Source organism: Streptomyces sp. NBC_01210, from assembly GCF_036010325.1.
Classification (GTDB): Bacteria; Actinomycetota; Actinomycetes; order Streptomycetales; family Streptomycetaceae; genus Streptomyces.
In genome coordinates this window covers 4,506,259-4,522,537 of the sequence record NZ_CP108549.1, presented here as the reverse complement: position 1 = coordinate 4,522,537, position 16,279 = coordinate 4,506,259, and the positions used below count along the sequence as shown (strand labels likewise).

The window sequence follows — 16,279 nt, the reverse complement described above, 5'->3', positions numbered from 1 at the left end:
GCGGAGACCACTATACCCAACCTCGCTCGCGTGCGAGACGCACCGCCGTGTGTCGGTTCTCGGCCCCCAGCTTGGACGCGGCCGACGAGAGGTAGTTCCGTACCGTCCCCTGCGACAGTGAGGCCTTCTCCGCGATCTCCGCGATCGGCGCCCCGTTCGCCGCCAGCTCCAGCACCTGCGCCTCCCGCGCGGTCAGCGGAGAGTCCCCCGCCGAGATCGCGTCGGCCGCCAACTCCGGGTCCACATAACGGTTTCCGGCATGCACGGTACGGATGATCTCGGCCAGCCGCTGGGCGCTGACGGTCTTCGGTACAAACCCGCGCACTCCCGCCACCAGTGCCCGTTTCAGATGGCCGGGCAGCCCGTGGCTCGTCACGATCATGGTCCGGCACTCGGGCAGTTCAGCCCTGAGAGATGTGGCCACACTCACACCGTCCGGGTCGGGCATCTGAAGATCGAGGACTGCGACATCGGGCCGGTGCGCCCGCGCCATGGCGAGGGCCTCGGAGCCCGTTGCCGCCTCGGCGACCACCACGAGATCGTCTTCGAGCGAGAGCAGCGCGGCCAGGGCGCCTCTGATCAGATGCTCGTCGTCGGCGAGCAGCACGCGTACCGTCACACCGCCTCCTTCATGTCATCCCCGACCAGGTCGTCCCCGTCGTCCCGGTCGCTCCCGTCGTCCCGGTCGTCTCGATCGTTTCCGTCGTGCTCAAGGGGAACGCGGGCCGTCAGCCGGAAGAGTCCGCCCCGACACGGGCCGGCCTCCAGCGTGCCGCCCACCGCGGACAGCCGCTCCCGCAGGCCCGCGAGCCCCGAGCCCGGGGCATCACCCGATCCCGCTTCGGTCACCCCGTCGTTCTCGACGACCAGGACGACGGTGTCATCCGCGGTGCGCACCGAGATCGTGCAGCGCCGCGCGTCCCCGTGCCGCAGCACGTTCGTCGTGGCCTCCCGGACCACCCAGCCCAGCGCCGACTGGACAGCGCCGGGCAGTTCCGCCTCCCCCCACTCGACGGTGCAGGCAATCCCGGCCGCCGCCAACACGCTCCGCGCGCCCTCCACTTCCACCCGCAGGTCCGCCTCGCGGTAGCCGCGCACCACGTCCCGTACCTCTCGGTGCGACTCCTGGGCGATGCGCTGGACCTCTGTCATCTGGTCGACCGCCTCAGGCCGCGCGCGCCGGGCCAGCTGCACCGCCAGCTCGCTCTTGAGCGCGATGACGGCGAGGTTCCGGCCCAGTACATCGTGCAGATCGCGGCCGAAGCGGAGCCGTTCCTCGGCGACGGCGAGCCGCGCCTTTACGTCGCGCGCCTCGCGCAGCTCCCACATCACCGCCAGTACCCACATGGACCACCGGGCCGTGAAAGCCATCCAGCCGGTCACGAAGCCGGTCGTCACGATGGCGAACAGCGCCTGAGCGGCGGTGCTGCCGGTCAGCGCAACCAGCCCGCCCACCACGGCCAGCACCGCGAGTTGGATCAGGGCCGTGGTCCGGTTGCGTACGAGCAGACAGTGGACGGTCAGGAACGGCGCCAGCCCTGCCGCCAGCATCGTCGGCAGCAGACCTGTCAGATCGACCGTCGCCGCCAGCGCCACCACGGCGGCCGTCGTCGCGGCCGTCACCCCCGCCGCCCGCGAGACCAGGCTCCGGGGCACCTGCCCCTGCCCCAGATAGGCGTCCATCGCGTGTCGGCCGAGCCGTCCGCAGAGCACCCCCTGCGCGACGGCGAGCAGCGAGGCGGTCATGACCAGCATCAGCTGCCCGTCCTCGTGCACCGGCCGGGCCTGCAGCAGCAAGGTCAGCCCGAGGACCCCCGCCCACACGATCAGATAGACCGTGCCGCGGGTGTACAGGTCCACCTTCGCCAGTCCGCTGCGGCCGCTCCAGCCCTTCACCCGCACAGAAACTCCCGAAGTCAGCGGCGGGGCTCCCAGCGGAACCACCGCTGCACAGCAAACACCGAGAGTGCGGTCCAGGCCAGAGCCGTCACCGCAGCCCCGACCACGTCATGGGCATCGGCACCGCCCAGCCATCCGGCCCGTACGAGCGTCATCACCCCGGTCACCGGCAGCAGCTTGCACGCGGACGCAAGGTCCTGCGGCATCACTTCCAGCGGTACGAACAGGCCGGAGCCGGCATACGAGATCAAGAGCATCGGCAGCGAGGTGAGCTGAGCGCTCTCCACGGTCCGGGTCACCGCGGACGTGGCGGCCGCCAGCGCGGCCAGCAGCACCACCCCCAGCAGCACACCCAGGACCAGCAGTTCGGGCCGTTTCGGCGCCCCCACACCCAGGAAGGCGACCCCAGCCACCACGATCAGGACGCACTGTGCGAGCGCGAGACCGGCAGCGGGCAGCGCCGTCCCGGCGAGGATCTCGCGGTCCGGCACCTCCCCCATGCGCAGCCGCTTGAGAACCAGCTCCTCGCGCCGCGCCACATACGCCGAGACGAGGTTGAGATGGACGACGAGGATCAGCACTATCCCGATCCCGCCGGTCATCGCCGCCTCCGCGATGCTCATCCCGGCCTCGTTGGGATCGATCTGGTCCAGTGATGACTTGATCACCGCGACCGTCGCCCCGGGCATCACCAGCGCCACGGCGAGCGCGGTCCGGTTCCGCAGCAGAAGAGTCAGTTCGGCCCGCCCGAGAGCGGTCAGCCGTCCGGCCGTCGCGGTCATGTCACACACCTGCCGTTTCCGTCTGCGTCATGTCCTGCGTCATGCCCTGCGCGATGTCGAGGAAGGCCTCTTCGAGCGAGGCGGTGCGGGCATCCAGCCCGTCGAGCCGTACGTCCGACTCCCGCGCCCATCGCAGCAGTTCTTCGAGCGTCTGCTGCAGCCGGCGCGTACGGATCTCGATCTGCCGTCCGTCCGCGGCGGCCCGCAGCGTGAGCGGCAGCCGTGCCGCAGTCACCCCCTCGGGCAGTGTGAACCGGATGCGGGACGGCCGGGCAGCCGTCACCTCGGCCGGGCTCCCCGCGGTCACGATCCGCCCCCGGTGCATGATCGCCAGCCGGTCGGCCAGCGACTCGGCCTCCTCCAGGTAGTGCGTCGTCAGCAGCACCGTGGTGCCGCCGTTCCGCAGCGCCCGCACCAACTCCCAGGTGCCATGCCGCCCTTCCACGTCAAGACCGGTCGTCGGCTCGTCGAGGAAGAGCACCTCCGGCCGCCCGAGCACGGACAGCGCCAGGTCCAGTCGCCGCCGCTCGCCGCCCGACAGCTGCTTGACCCGCACGCCGGCGCGCCCTTCGAGCCCCACCAGCTCCAGCGCCTCACCGATGGGCCGCGCCCCGCTGGTGCAGCCCGCCCACATACGGGCGGTCTCGGCGACCGTCAGCTCGGACGGGAAGCCGCCCTCCTGGAGCATCACGCCTGTCCGCGGCCGGACGGCGGCGCGCTCGCGGTACGGATCGTGGCCGAGGACGCGTACGGTCCCGCCGTCGGGAGCGGCGAGGCCTTCGAGCAGCTCGACCGTCGAGGTCTTGCCCGCGCCGTTGGTCCCGAGCAGGGCGAAGATCTCGCCGCGTGCCACGGAGAAGGAGATTCCGGTCACCGCTTCGAAGCCGCCGGAGTAGGTCCGGCGCAGCCCTTCCGCCTCAATGACGTACTGGTCTGTGGTCATGGCTCAAGGCTTCCGCCGAGCGTGAGCGACGGGCAGTGCGCGCTGTCATCACTGCCGATGACAAATGTCATCGGACCCGGGCCGTACGGATACGACGAAGGCCCCGGTCGATTCGACCGGGGCCTTCACTCTGAGCGGACGACGAGATTCGAACTCGCGACCCTCACCTTGGCAAGGTGATGCTCTACCAACTGAGCCACGTCCGCATTGCTGCCGCTCAGCTCTCACTGGGCGGTGCGATCACCACCCTACCTGATCCACCTGGATGGCCGGTAAAGCGATGCAGAGCGGGTGACAGGAATTGCACACTGCGCCTTCCCCCTGGAAGGGGGATGTTCTACTACTGAACTACACCCGCACGCTGCGTGAGGTCGGACCTTGCGGCCTCGCCCCTCGGCGTGCTCCAGACTCTATCCGAACAGCAGGGGTGCAGTGCAACTCGGAGCCGCGGGCGCCCCTCAACTGGCCTCGCGGAAGGCCTCGTAGACCCTCTTGGGGATCCGGCCGCGAGCGGGCACGTCCATCTTGTTGGACTGTGCCCAGGCCCGCACGGCCGCCGGGGCGGGCGCGAGCGAGGTGTGCCGGTAGGAGATGCGGGACTTGTCACGCTTCCCGGCGTTTGTCTGCTTTCGGCCGGCCGCCATGTACGGGGCCAGGGCCTTGCGCAGTTTCTTTGCATTGGAGGGATTGAGGTCGATCTCGTACGACTTCCCGTCCAGGGCGAACGCGACCGTTTCCGCCGCTTCTCCGCCGTCCATGTCGTCGGAGAGCGTGACCACTACTCGCTGAGCCACGGATATCGGTCCTTTCCTGCGGTATCGCCGGTTCTGGCATGCGGTGATACCGGCTTTCCGGCTGGTGAGGGGCAATGCTGCTTTCCTCTGTATTCCTTTGTACAGCGGTAGGCGGCGCATTGTGAAGCCCAGCCAATTACATGCGCGTGTCCGACGGCAATGGGGAGCGGGATTTTTCTCTGGATTTTCCCCGGGCGTTCTCGAGATATCTACTCGCGTAGATTTTTCGGGCGGGTACGCTGAGGGAACCGCCCTCGCAACACACCACCGGGAGTGCCCGTGGCACGCGTCGTAGTCGACGTCATGCTCAAGCCCGAGATCCTCGACCCCCAGGGCCAAGCGGTGCAGCGCGCACTGCCCCGCCTCGGATTCGACGGGATCGCGGACGTCCGTCAGGGAAAGCGCTTCGAGCTGGAGGTGGAGGGGCCGGTCGATGACGCCGCCCTCGCCCGCATCCATGAGATGGCCGAAACGTTCCTCGCCAACACTGTCATCGAGGACTTCGTCGTAAAGGTGGAGTCGTGACCGCTCGTATCGGAGTCGTCACATTCCCCGGCACGCTCGACGACAAGGACAGTCTTCGCGCCGTCCGTCTCGCGGGCGCCGAACCCGTCTCGCTCTGGCATCGCGACAAGGACCTCAAGCAGGTCGACGCCGTGGTCCTGGCCGGAGGCTTCTCCTACGGCGACTATCTGCGGGCCGGAGCCATCGCCCGCTTCTCGCCGGTGATGGAGACGATCATCGAGCAGGCCAAGGCCGGTCTGCCGGTCCTCGGTATCTGCAACGGCTTCCAGATCCTCACCGAGTCGCATCTGCTGCCGGGCGCGATGCTCCAGAACAATCACCTCCACTTCATCTGCCGCGAGCAGAAGCTGCGGGTGGAGACGAGCGGGACGGCCTGGACGGCGGACTACACCGCCGGTCAGGAGATCCAGATCCCGCTCAAGAACATGGACGGGCGGTACGTCGCCGACGAGCGCACGCTCGACGAGCTCGAGGCCGAGGGCCGGGTCGCCTTCCGTTATCTCGACTTCAATCCGAACGGCTCGCTCCGTGACATCGCCGGCATCACCAACGCCGCGGGCAATGTCGTCGGTCTGATGCCGCACCCCGAGCACGCCGTCGAGCCGCTGATCGGTACGGGCCGTACCGACGGCCTCGGATTCTTCACCTCGATCCTGAAGAAGCTGGTCTCCGTATGACTCTCGACACCGTCAAGCACGCCACCGAGACCCCCGACGTCGAGCAGCCCTGGAAGGAACTCGGCCTCAAGCAGGACGAGTACGCGCGCATCCGCGAAATCCTCGAGCGCCGCCCGACCGGCGCCGAACTCGCCATGTACTCCGTCATGTGGTCCGAGCACTGCTCGTACAAGAGCAGCAAGGTCCACCTGAAGCAGTTCGGCGAGAAGGTTCCCGAGAACGACGCCATGCTCGTCGGCATCGGCGAGAACGCGGGCGTCGTCGACGTCGGCCAGGGTTACGCCGTCACCTTCAAGGTCGAGTCGCACAACCACCCGAGCTACATCGAGCCCTACCAGGGCGCGGCCACCGGCGTCGGCGGCATCGTCCGCGACATCCTCGCCATGGGCGCCCGTCCGGTCGCGGTCGTCGACCCGCTGCGCTTCGGCGCGGCAGACCACCCCGACACCAAGCGGGTGCTGCCCGGTGTCGTCGCGGGCATCGGCGGCTACGGCAACTGCCTCGGCCTGCCGAACATCGGCGGCGAGGTCGTCTTCGACGAGTGCTACCAGGGCAACCCGCTGGTCAACGCCGGCTGTATCGGTGTGATGAAGCACGAGGACATCCACCTCGCGAAGGCCTCCGGCCCCGGCAACAAGGTCATCCTGTACGGCGCCCGTACCGGCGGCGACGGCATCGGCGGCGTCTCCGTGCTGGCCTCCGAGACCTTCGAGTCGACCGGCCCGGCCAAGCGTCCCGCCGTCCAGGTCGGCGACCCCTTCCAGGAGAAGCTCCTCATCGAGTGCACGCTCGAGATCTTCAAGGAGAAGCTGGTCGCGGGCATCCAGGACCTCGGCGGCGCCGGACTGTCCTGCGCGACGAGCGAGCTGGCGAGCGCCGGCTCCGGCGGTATGCGGGTCGAGCTCGACACCGTGCCGCTGCGTGATGCGACCCTCTCGCCCGAGGAGATCCTCATGAGCGAGTCGCAGGAGCGCATGTGCGCGATCGTGGAGCCGGAGAAGGTCGAGCGCTTCTTCGAGATCTGCGAGAAGTGGGACGTCATCGCCACCGTCATCGGTGAGGTGACCGAGGGCGAGCGGCTCGAGATCTTCTGGCACGGCGAGCAGATCGTGGACGTACCGCCGCGTTCGGTGGCTCATGAGGGCCCGACGTACCACCGTCCGTACGCCCGTCCGGAGTGGCAGGACGCGCTCCAGGCCGACGACGCGAACAAGCTTCCCCGGCCGGCGACGTCCGAGGAGCTGCGCGAGCAGGTGCTGAAGCTGGTCGCATCGCCGAACCAGGCTTCGAAGTCCTGGATCACCGACCAGTACGACCGTTTCGTGCAGGGCAACACCGTGCTGGCCCAGCCCGAGGACGCGGGCATGATCCGGATCGACGCGGAGTCGAACCTGGGCGTGGCCATGGCGACCGACGGCAATGGCCGGTACGCGAAGCTCGACCCCTACACGGGCGCGCAGCTCGCGCTGGCCGAGGCGTACCGCAATGTCGCCGCCTCCGGCGCCAAGCCGCTCGCCATCTCGGACTGCCTGAACTTCGGTTCGCCCGAGGACCCGGCCGTCATGTGGCAGTTCGCCGAGGCCACGCGTGGTCTCGCGGACGGCTGCCTGCAGCTCGGCACTCCGGTGACCGGCGGCAATGTCTCGCTCTACAACCAGACCGGCGCCGTGGCCATCCACCCGACGCCCGTGGTCGCGGTGCTCGGCGTGATCGACGACGTGAACCGCCGTACGCCGATCGCCTTCAAGGAAGAGGGCCAGCTCCTCTACCTGCTGGGCGACACACGTGAGGAGTTCGGCGGCTCGGCCTGGTCCCAGGTCGTCCACGACCACCTCGGCGGGCTGCCGCCGGCCGTGGACCTGGACCGCGAGAAGCTGCTCGGCGACATCCTGATCTCGGCCTCCCGCGACGGCATGATCGACGCGGCGCACGACCTGTCGGACGGCGGTCTGATCCAGGCCGTCGTCGAGTCGTGCCTGCGCGGCGGTACGGGCGCGCGACTGATCGTCCCGGACGGGCTCGACGCCTTCACCTTGCTGTTCAGCGAGTCGGCGGGCCGTGCGGTGGTGGCCGTGCCGCGCAGCGAGGAGCTCCGCTTCAACGACATGTGCGGGGCGCGGGGTCTGCCCGTGACCCGTATCGGTGTTGTGGACGGCGAGGACGTGGAGGTCCAGGGCGAGTTCAGCATCACGCTGACCGAGCTCCGTACGGCACACGAGGAGACCATCCCCGGTCTGCTGGTCTGACGCATCACCGATTGATGTGAGCCCCTGTCCGGGTCCGCCTCGGGCAGGGGCTCAGTCGTCGCCCCGACGTCGTGGATACGGCGCGTGGAATTCCGTTCCGTCGGCGCGCGGTATCGGCGTTCCGGGGAACAGCGAACCGTTCACCGCCGCGAAGCCGGACGTGCCTGCCTGATAGTTTCGTCGGCCGTGCCGTCGTACGGGGGAGCGGGAAGTCCATGAACTCATCGCCCATATCGCGCTGGCCGGACGATCCGGGCTCGCACATCGCGTTCCCCGACCGCCCACCGCGGATGTTTCCGGACCGCGGAAGCCGCCGGCGCAATGCGGTCAACCGGCTGCTGTGCGCGCTCGCGGTGGCCGGGATCGGCGGGGCCTGCTGGGGGTTCTGGCTGGAGTACGACGAGCACCGGGATGTGGCGGCGAGCCGCGAGAAGATCGTGAGCGCGTGCGGCGGGCTGGTGGCGCCGGACGCGGTCCTGCGGCTGAACGGCGGCATCTACCGGGTCAAACCCAGCAGCGACGCGGACGACACCATCGACTCCGAGCAGCAGACAGGCAGTTGCGTCATCTACCGGGTGGGCGAACCCGGCACCACGTACGCGCATTTCGCGCTCACGGTCGTCCCGCAGCCCTCCGACGGATACGCCAACATCGTCTCCGGAAGCTCGAAAAACCCCTTCGACCGGCGCGACCGTCCCAGGGACGAGGCTCTCGTGGCACGCGCCGACGAGGCGCTGCCGCACCCGCTCGGCGACGGCAGGCTCGGCCACTACGACGACTCGACCGCCACGGCGAAGGCGGTGTGCGCGAACCCGGCCAGGACGAAGGGGCGTATTACGTCCGTCAAGGCGTTGGCCGTGGCTCAGTACGAGGAGGACGCCGACGTCACCGCGGCGGACCTCAGGGCGCTGGCCGGTATCGCCCGGCACGCCGCCGACCGGGCTGCAGACCGGCTGGGCTGCGAGGCGGCGCTGCCCGAGGTCCCGAAGCGGCTGGCAGCCGCCGAGGTGCGGCTCGGCAGGGCGGAGTCGGCCTCCGGGACCTGCGGCTGGTACGCGCGGTTCACCGCAAAGGGGCGCGGCGAGCTGCCCGACCGGGCCCTCGATGCGCCGGCCGGCTCCGCGAGCTGGCAGGAAGCCTGCCTCCTTGCGGTCAGTGCCGACGAGACCCGCAGGATCTGGCCACACCACGCGGACGGCGTGCTCAAGGATCAGCGCCTCTCCGACGCGCTGCGGTTCGCGGGGTGGTGGGTGAGGACGCAGTCGTTCTTCGGCGACGAGGCGGCCGAGGTCGTGGCCGAGGGCTTCGGAGGCGACCAGGTCAAGGTGGCACCCGGGACGGCGGGCAGAGGCCGCGGCACCCGGGTTTGGTGGGCCTCCTCCGTCTGCGAAGGACGGCCGGCTGTGCACACGATGACGCTGGGCAATGTGTACGACAGGGTCGTTCAAGGACGCCTCAGCGGGCTGCTCCGCGCGTACGTCGACGACGTCGCAGCCCGCCGCGGCTGCACGGACGTGAAGTTCCCCGAGCCCGCGGACTTCGTCAGGGAGTGAACGCCCGCCCGCTGTCGTACCCACCCCTTAATGTCGGTCTCATGCCACCGGCCAAGAAGCGCACCCGCAGCTACGACCCCGTCAAGATCCGCGCCGCCGTCCTCGCCCAGTTCGAGAACGTACGGCAGGCGGTGGGCACGCTCACGCCCGAGCAGCTCGCCCTTCCCACCCGACTCGGCGACTGGAGGGTGCGCGATCTGGCCGGGCACATCGCCATGGTCGTCGGTGCGGTCGGCCGGAGTCTCGAGCAGCCCGAGCCCGCCAGGCAGGAACTCGATCTGCTGGACTGGCCGTTCGCGACCGTCGCCTTCGCCGGGAAGGTCTCCGACGACACCAAGGAGATTGCGGCGAGCGGTGAGCCCGAAGAACTCTATGTGCGAACTGCCGCCCGGCTGGCCGAGTTGCTGCCCGCGGCGTCCGACGGCCGGCTGCTCGCCACCCGCGTCGGCGCGATGCGCCTCGGCGACTTCCTCGTCACCCGCACTGTCGAACTCATCGTCCACACCGACGACTTGAACGACGCGACGGGCCTCGGCATCCCGTACGAACGACAGGCGCTCGCCGCCTGTACCCGGCTCCTCGCAGACGCCCTCGCGGTGAAGGCCCCCGGTGCATCCACCGAGGTGCGCGTGCCGCCGTTCGCCGTTGTGCAGTGCGTCGAAGGCCCGCGGCACACGCGCGGCACCCCGCCCAATGTCGTCGAGACCGACCCGCTGACCTGGATCCGGCTCGCCACGGGGCGTACGGGATGGGCCGAGGCGCTCGACGCGGCGAAGGTCAGCGCGAGCGGCGAGCGCGCCGACCTCTCGGCGCTGCTGCCGATCCTCGGCTGAGCGCAGTGGCTGAGCGCAGTGGCTGAGCGCAGCGGCTGATCGCGGCGGGGGAACGCAGCGGCTGATCGCGGCGGGGGAACGCAGCGCGGGAACCCAGCGGCTGAACGCAGCGCCGGAACCCGGCGGGGGAACCAGAGCCTCACCTCCCCCGTCCCAACGGTATGCGCAACCAGCTGAGCATTCCTGTCACCGTCCTGGCCCTCCTCGCCCTTGCCGCCTGCGGCACGGAGTCGGGATCCGGCTCCGGCGACGGAGGCGGCTCGGTGAAGACCGATCTGCCCCTCACCGGCGTCCACTGGTCCGTCGACAGCGTGACCGTCGGCGGTAAGAGGTCCGCGGCGCCGGCCGGCGCGCATGTCGAGATCACGGACAAGGGCCGGGCCCAGGGCAACTACGGCTGCAACCACTTCGGTGCGGACGTCAAGGTCGACGGCGACACGGTCACCGTGAGCCCGGCCGAGATGACCGAGATGGCTTGCGCCAAGGGCATTCAGGGCTTCGAGGACGAGCTGCGGGCCGCCTTCTCCGGCAAGCTCAAGGCGAAGATCGCCGACGGGAAGCTCACGCTGACCACCGAGAAGGGCGACTCCATCGCCCTCACCTCCGAGCGTCCGGCCGCGCTGGTGGGCACCAAGTGGTGGGTGAACTCACTCCTCTCCGACGGGACCGCGTCGTCCCTGCCGGCCGGCACGGACAAGAAGGCGTATCTGACCTTCGGCAAGGACGGTTCCGTACAGGGCAGCCTCGGCTGCAACACCTTCCACAGCACCGCGAAGATCACCGGCACCAACATCACCTTCGGCCGCCTCGCCACCACCCGGAAGCAGTGTCCGGGCCCGGAGATGAACGTGGAGCGCGAACTGCTCAAGGTTCTCGACGGGACGGTGACGTACAAACTGCAGCACCGCGGCCTGTCCCTCACCGCGCCGAACGGCAAGGGACTGGCCGCCACCGCCGCACAGAAGTGATCAGCCGGGGTACGGAAGCAGCCCGGCGTCCGTCCGCTCCCGGGCCGCCCGAGCGGCCGAGCGGCCGAGCGCCCGCGCGGCCCGGAAGGCCCGTTCCTGAGGCGCTGCGGCCCAGGCGGTCCCGGCCGCGAGCCCCAACGGCGGCGGCCGCGGCGCCAACGGCTCCCCCGAAGGCGCGCCGGCTCGGCCTGTGGTCGTACGAGGTCACGGTGTCTCCAGACATGACTGGCCAAGCTCCCGAAGGGGGAGCGGCAGTGTGAAATGCGCAACGCGGGGCGGACCGACCGCCCCGTGAGCAGACCGGACCCGTTCCGGACCCCGGAACCAGAACCGAAAGGACCCCCGAACCGGGGTCAGCGAGGAACTACACGCAGCGACAGATCGCGCTCGCGACACGGACCAGGTCAGCGTGTCGGCGCTCCACCAGCGTGACCCCCCGGTCACCAAGAGGCTTCATGAGCCAGGAGCTTTCCCCGAATCCCCGTGTACCTGCCAACGAGCGTCCCGAAATGCGGACCCCCGGATGGACACCCGCCAAGCCCCCGTGCGCCCGTCAGGACCGCCCCGGACCACCCCCGAGCGAGCCCGCTCCGCATCCCCAATTCGGACCAGTGGTCGATCTCGCCTACACTCGGTGCCGTGCCACGTGGTGACGGACGACTCAACCACGACCTGCTCCCCGGTGAGAAGGGCCCCCAGGACGCTTGCGGCGTCTTCGGTGTCTGGGCCCCGGGCGAAGAGGTCGCGAAGCTCACTTACTTCGGGCTCTACGCCCTCCAACATCGAGGCCAGGAATCCGCGGGAATCGCGGTGAGCAACGGCTCACAGATCCTCGTATTCAAGGACATGGGCCTGGTCTCTCAGGTCTTCGACGAAACTTCCCTCGGCTCCCTCCAGGGTCATATCGCGGTCGGTCACGCCCGCTACTCGACCACGGGCGCCTCCGTGTGGGAGAACGCGCAGCCGACCTTCCGGGCGACCGCCCACGGCTCGATCGCGCTCGGCCACAACGGAAACCTGGTCAATACCGCCCAGCTCGCCGAGATGGTCGCCGAGCTCCCCAAGGAGAACGGCCGGGCCACCCAGGTCGCCGCGACCAATGACACCGATCTGGTCACCGCGCTCCTCGCGGGCCAGGTCGACGACGACGGCAAGCCGCTGACCATAGAGGCGGCCGCCGCCAAGGTACTGCCCGAGGTCAGGGGCGCCTTCTCGCTCGTCTTCATGGACGAGGGCACCCTCTACGCGGCCCGCGACCCGCAGGGCATCCGCCCGCTCGTCCTCGGCCGCCTCGACCGCGGCTGGGTCGTCGCGAGCGAGTCCGCCGCCCTCGACATCTGCGGCGCCAGCTATGTCCGCGAGATCGAGCCGGGCGAGCTCATCGCCATCGACGAGAACGGCCTCCGCACCTCCCGATTCGCAGACGCGAAGCCCAAGGGCTGTGTCTTCGAGTATGTGTATCTGGCCCGCCCCGACACCGACATCGCCGGCCGGAATGTCTATCTCTCCCGTGTGGAGATGGGTCGCAGGCTCGCCAAGGAAGCCCCGGTCGAAGCGGATCTGGTCATAGCGACGCCGGAGTCCGGCACTCCCGCCGCGATCGGCTACGCCGAGGCCAGCGGAATCCCGTACGGCTCCGGTCTGGTGAAGAACGCCTACGTCGGCCGCACCTTCATCCAGCCGTCCCAGACCATCCGCCAGCTGGGCATCCGCCTCAAGCTGAACCCGCTCAAGGAAGTCATCCGCGGCAAGCGCCTGGTGGTCGTCGACGACTCGATCGTCCGCGGCAACACCCAGCGTGCGCTCGTGAAGATGCTCCGCGAGGCCGGCGCCGCCGAGGTCCACATCCGGATCTCGTCCCCGCCGGTGAAGTGGCCCTGCTTCTTCGGCATCGACTTCGCGACCCGCGCCGAGCTCATCGCCAACGGCATGACGATCGAAGAGATCGGCACCTCGCTGGGCGCGGACTCGCTCTCGTACATCTCCCTCGACGGGATGATCGAGGCGACCACCATCGCCAAGCCGAATCTCTGCCGCGCCTGCTTCGACGGCGAGTACCCGATGGACCTTCCCGACCCCGAGCTGCTCGGCAAGCAGCTTCTGGAGACGGAGCTGGCGGGCGGCGCCGATGCCGCCGACGCGCTCCGTCGCCCGTAAGTCCTCCAGTACGACACGAAAGTTCTCTCCGTCATGACAGCTGAGTCTTTTGAGCGTGCTCCGCACGCGGGCGCCGGTGCCAGCTACGCAGCCGCGGGCGTCGACATCGAAGCCGGCGACCGCGCCGTCGAGCTGATGAAGGAGTGGGTGAAGAAGACGCAGCGCCCCGAGGTCCTCGGTGGCCTCGGCGGTTTCGCCGGCCTCTTCGACGCCTCCGCCCTCAAGCGCTACGAGCGTCCGCTGCTCGCCTCGGCCACCGACGGCGTCGGCACGAAGGTCGATCTCGCCCGCAAGATGGGCGTGTACGACTCGATCGGCCACGACCTCGTCGGCATGGTCGTCGACGACCTGGTCGTCTGCGGCGCCGAGCCGCTCTTCATGACCGACTACATCTGCGTGGGCAAGGTCCACCCCGAGCGTGTCGCCGCCATCGTCAAGGGCATCGCCGAGGGCTGTGTGCTGGCCGGCTGCGCGCTGGTCGGCGGCGAGACCGCCGAGCACCCCGGACTGCTGGGCGAGGACGACTTCGACGTCGCAGGCGCCGGTACGGGCGTGGTGGAGGCCGACCGGCTGCTGGGCGCGGATCGTATCCGTACGGGTGACGCGGTGATCGCCATGGCGTCCTCCGGCCTTCACTCCAACGGGTACTCGCTGGTCCGCCATGTCGTCTTCGACCGCGCCAAGATGTCCCTGGACCAGCAGGTCGAGGAATTCGGGCGGACCCTGGGCGAGGAGCTCCTCGAGCCCACCAAGATCTACTCGCTGGACTGCCTGGCGCTCACCCGGACCACCGAGGTGCACGCTTTCAGCCACATCACCGGCGGCGGTCTTGCCAACAACCTGGCCCGGGTCATCCCGGACAGCCTGCACGCGGTCGTCGACCGTTCGACCTGGACCCCGGGCGCGGTCTTCGACCTCGTCGGCAAGGCCGGTCAGGTCGAGCGGCTCGAGCTGGAGAAGACCCTCAACATGGGCGTCGGCATGATCGCCGTCGTTCCCGAGGAGTCGGTGGACGTGGCGCTGACCACGCTCGCGGACCGCGGCGTCGACGCCTGGGTCGCGGGAGAGATCACCGAGCGCGGCGAGCACACCACGGGCGCGACGCTCACGGGTGACTACGCAGGCTGAGCCCACAAGGGCAGCGCGAAACCCGGTCCGGGGCGGGGGCCTCGGACCGGGTCACGTAGCAACGCTTTTTGAGGTGTACGTACGTCAAGCGCCGCGGCGCTGTGACGACGGACCGGACTCGTCGTCCTCGTCATCGTCGTCGTTGTACAGATCCGCGTACTGTGCGTACGGGTCATCTTCCTCGTCGTCGTCCTCGAACGGCTCAGCGTTCGGTGGTTGACTCGAAGGCGATGCGCCCAGCTCATTGGCCAGACGCGACAGGTCAGTCCCGCCGCTGTTGTACTTCAGCTGGCGGGCGACCTTCGTCTGCTTGGCCTTGGCCCGGCCGCGCCCCATGGCTCGACCCCCTCGGTGACGGGGCTCGACGGCCCCAGAGTCTTGACACGCGTTCATAATTCGGAACGGACTCTCCATGGAGAGACCGGTCCGTAGGACTTCAACGGTACCTGCTTCCGCGGCCATACGGTACGCCGCCCGCATGACGTGCCACTTCACAGGACCCTCGAGGAGCCCCGTCCTCGCTGGTCAACTGCGATTTTAACCTCTTCTTGGCAGTCGACCCGCCGACCGGGGTGAGTCTTGTCTCCCAGGTCGGCGGGCCGGCCCCGCGAGGATCAGCGTCCGCGGGCCTCCGCCATGCGCTGCTCGGCGATCCGGTCGGCCGCCGCGGCCGGCGGAATACCGTCTTCCTTCGCGCGTGCGAATATGGCCAGCGTGGTGTCGAAGATCTTCGACGCCTTCGCCTTGCACCGGTCGAAGTCGAAGCCGTGCAGCTCATCGGCGACCTGGATCACACCGCCGGCGTTCACGACGTAGTCGGGGGCGTAGAGGATCCCGCGGTCCGCGAGGTCCTTCTCCACGCCCGGGTGCGCGAGCTGGTTGTTGGCGGCGCCGCAGACCACGTGCGCGGTGAGCGCGGGCACGGAGTCGTCGTTGAGCGCGCCGCCGAGCGCGCACGGTGCGTAGACGTCCAGGCCCTCGGTGCGGATCAGGGCGTCGGTGTCGGTGACCGCGGTGACCTTGCCCGGGTGCTTGTCGAGGATCCGGCGTACGGACTCCTCCCGTACATCCGTGATCACGACCTCGGCGCCGTCCGACAGCAGATGCTCGACCAGGTGGTGACCGACCTTGCCGACGCCCGCGATGCCGACCTTGCGGCCGCGCAGCGTCGGGTCGCCCCACAGGTGCTGGGCCGATGCCCGCATGCCCTGGAAGACGCCGTACGCGGTCAGCACGGACGAGTCGCCCGCGCCGCCGTTCTCGGGGGAGCGGCCGGTGGCCCACCGGGTCTCCCGGGCCACGACGTCCATGTCGGCGACGTACGTGCCGACGTCGCAGGCGGTCACATAACGGCCGCCGAGGGAGTCCACGAACCGGCCGTAGGCGAGCAGCAGTTCCTCGGTCTTGATCGTCTCGGGGTCACCGATGATCACAGCCTTGCCGCCGCCGTGGTCGAGCCCGGCCATGGCGTTCTTGTACGACATCCCGCGGGAGAGGTTCAGCGCGTCCGCGACGGCCTCTGCCTCGGTGGCGTACGGGTAGAAACGGGTGCCGCCCAGGGCCGGGCCCAGAGCGGTCGAGTGGATGGCGATGACGGCCTTCAGCCCGGAGGCGCGGTCCTGGCACAGCACGACTTGCTCGTGGCCGCCCTGATCCGATTGGAACAGGGTGTGCAGGACGCCGTCGGTCAGATCGGTCACGGTGGTGACTCCCAGGTACGAAGCGGCGGAGGAAGGCCCTCCTGTGGGTGGGGAAGGCCCAGTTGGGGACGAGG

Annotated in this window: 16 protein-coding genes and 2 tRNA genes; 8 read left to right on the top strand and 10 right to left on the bottom strand. The window is 69.3% G+C overall.

What is annotated here, in order from left to right:
- Positions 1-10: 10 nt before the first annotated feature.
- The 7 genes from OG735_RS20415 to OG735_RS20385 form a co-directional block, all read right to left on the bottom strand.
- Positions 11-619 carry a response regulator transcription factor gene (locus OG735_RS20415; RefSeq protein WP_327324619.1) on the bottom strand — a complete coding sequence of 203 codons (609 nt, stop codon included), beginning with the start codon at positions 617-619 and terminating at the stop codon, positions 11-13.
- Entirely contained in the window at positions 616-1,896 is a 1,281-nt protein-coding gene (locus tag OG735_RS20410; RefSeq protein ID WP_327324618.1) for a sensor histidine kinase, read from the bottom strand. The genes OG735_RS20415 and OG735_RS20410 overlap by 4 nt, the downstream gene beginning before the upstream one ends.
- A 20-nt stretch (positions 1,897-1,916) precedes the next feature.
- Entirely contained in the window at positions 1,917-2,681 is a 765-nt protein-coding gene (locus OG735_RS20405) for an ABC transporter permease (RefSeq protein WP_327324617.1), read from the bottom strand.
- Between the two features lies 1 nt (position 2,682).
- Complete coding sequence (locus OG735_RS20400) at positions 2,683-3,624, bottom strand: ABC transporter ATP-binding protein (RefSeq protein WP_327324616.1); 942 nt, start codon at positions 3,622-3,624, stop codon at positions 2,683-2,685.
- Between the two features lie 133 nt (positions 3,625-3,757).
- Positions 3,758-3,830, bottom strand: a tRNA-Gly gene (locus tag OG735_RS20395).
- A gap of 80 nt (positions 3,831-3,910) precedes the next feature.
- Positions 3,911-3,982, bottom strand: a tRNA-Gly gene (locus tag OG735_RS20390).
- Between the two features lie 100 nt (positions 3,983-4,082).
- Positions 4,083-4,418: a histone-like nucleoid-structuring protein Lsr2 gene (locus OG735_RS20385; protein WP_327324615.1), complete on the bottom strand. Its 336-nt coding sequence runs from the start codon at positions 4,416-4,418 to the stop codon at positions 4,083-4,085.
- Positions 4,419-4,697: 279 nt separating this feature from the next.
- On the opposite strand from OG735_RS20385, the gene purS reads away from it, so the two are divergent.
- The 6 genes from purS (at position 4,698) to OG735_RS20355 (ending at position 11,220) form a co-directional block, all read left to right on the top strand.
- Positions 4,698-4,943: a phosphoribosylformylglycinamidine synthase subunit PurS gene (gene purS, locus OG735_RS20380; protein WP_215092426.1), complete on the top strand. Its 246-nt coding sequence runs from the start codon at positions 4,698-4,700 to the stop codon at positions 4,941-4,943.
- A complete protein-coding gene (gene purQ / locus OG735_RS20375) occupies positions 4,940-5,620 on the top strand; it encodes a phosphoribosylformylglycinamidine synthase subunit PurQ (RefSeq protein ID WP_327324614.1) in 681 nt (226 codons plus the stop codon). Before purS ends, purQ begins: the two co-directional genes overlap by 4 nt.
- Positions 5,617-7,866, top strand: coding sequence for a phosphoribosylformylglycinamidine synthase subunit PurL (purL, locus tag OG735_RS20370; RefSeq protein WP_327324613.1), 2,250 nt, complete (start codon positions 5,617-5,619; stop codon positions 7,864-7,866). Before purQ ends, purL begins: the two co-directional genes overlap by 4 nt.
- Positions 7,867-8,081: 215 nt before the next feature.
- Positions 8,082-9,419 carry a hypothetical protein gene (locus OG735_RS20365; protein ID WP_327324612.1) on the top strand — a complete coding sequence of 446 codons (1,338 nt, stop codon included), beginning with the start codon at positions 8,082-8,084 and terminating at the stop codon, positions 9,417-9,419.
- A 41-nt stretch (positions 9,420-9,460) separates the two neighbouring features.
- Entirely contained in the window at positions 9,461-10,252 is a 792-nt protein-coding gene (locus tag OG735_RS20360) for a maleylpyruvate isomerase family mycothiol-dependent enzyme (protein WP_327324611.1), read from the top strand.
- Between the two features lie 161 nt (positions 10,253-10,413).
- Positions 10,414-11,220, top strand: a complete 807-nt coding sequence (locus tag OG735_RS20355) for an META domain-containing protein (RefSeq protein WP_327324610.1) — start codon at positions 10,414-10,416, stop codon at positions 11,218-11,220.
- Positions 11,221-11,584: 364 nt separating this feature from the next.
- On the opposite strand, the gene OG735_RS41990 is transcribed toward OG735_RS20355, so the two are convergent.
- Complete coding sequence (locus OG735_RS41990; protein ID WP_442812461.1) at positions 11,585-11,677, bottom strand: putative leader peptide; 93 nt, start codon at positions 11,675-11,677, stop codon at positions 11,585-11,587.
- Between the two features lie 182 nt (positions 11,678-11,859).
- Here OG735_RS41990 and purF point away from each other — a divergent pair, with 182 nt between their 5' ends.
- Complete coding sequence (gene purF, locus OG735_RS20350) at positions 11,860-13,377, top strand: amidophosphoribosyltransferase (protein ID WP_327324609.1); 1,518 nt, start codon at positions 11,860-11,862, stop codon at positions 13,375-13,377.
- A gap of 33 nt (positions 13,378-13,410) precedes the next feature.
- Positions 13,411-14,505, top strand: a complete 1,095-nt coding sequence (gene purM, locus OG735_RS20345) for a phosphoribosylformylglycinamidine cyclo-ligase (protein WP_327324608.1) — start codon at positions 13,411-13,413, stop codon at positions 14,503-14,505.
- Between the two features lie 84 nt (positions 14,506-14,589).
- On the opposite strand, the gene OG735_RS20340 is transcribed toward purM, so the two are convergent.
- Complete coding sequence (locus tag OG735_RS20340) at positions 14,590-14,841, bottom strand: DUF3073 domain-containing protein (RefSeq protein WP_307662491.1); 252 nt, start codon at positions 14,839-14,841, stop codon at positions 14,590-14,592.
- 278 nt (positions 14,842-15,119) lie between these two features.
- On the bottom strand, positions 15,120-16,205 hold the full coding sequence (locus OG735_RS20335; protein ID WP_327324607.1) for a Leu/Phe/Val dehydrogenase: 1,086 nt from the start codon (positions 16,203-16,205) through the stop codon (positions 15,120-15,122).
- Positions 16,206-16,279 lie beyond the last annotated feature (74 nt).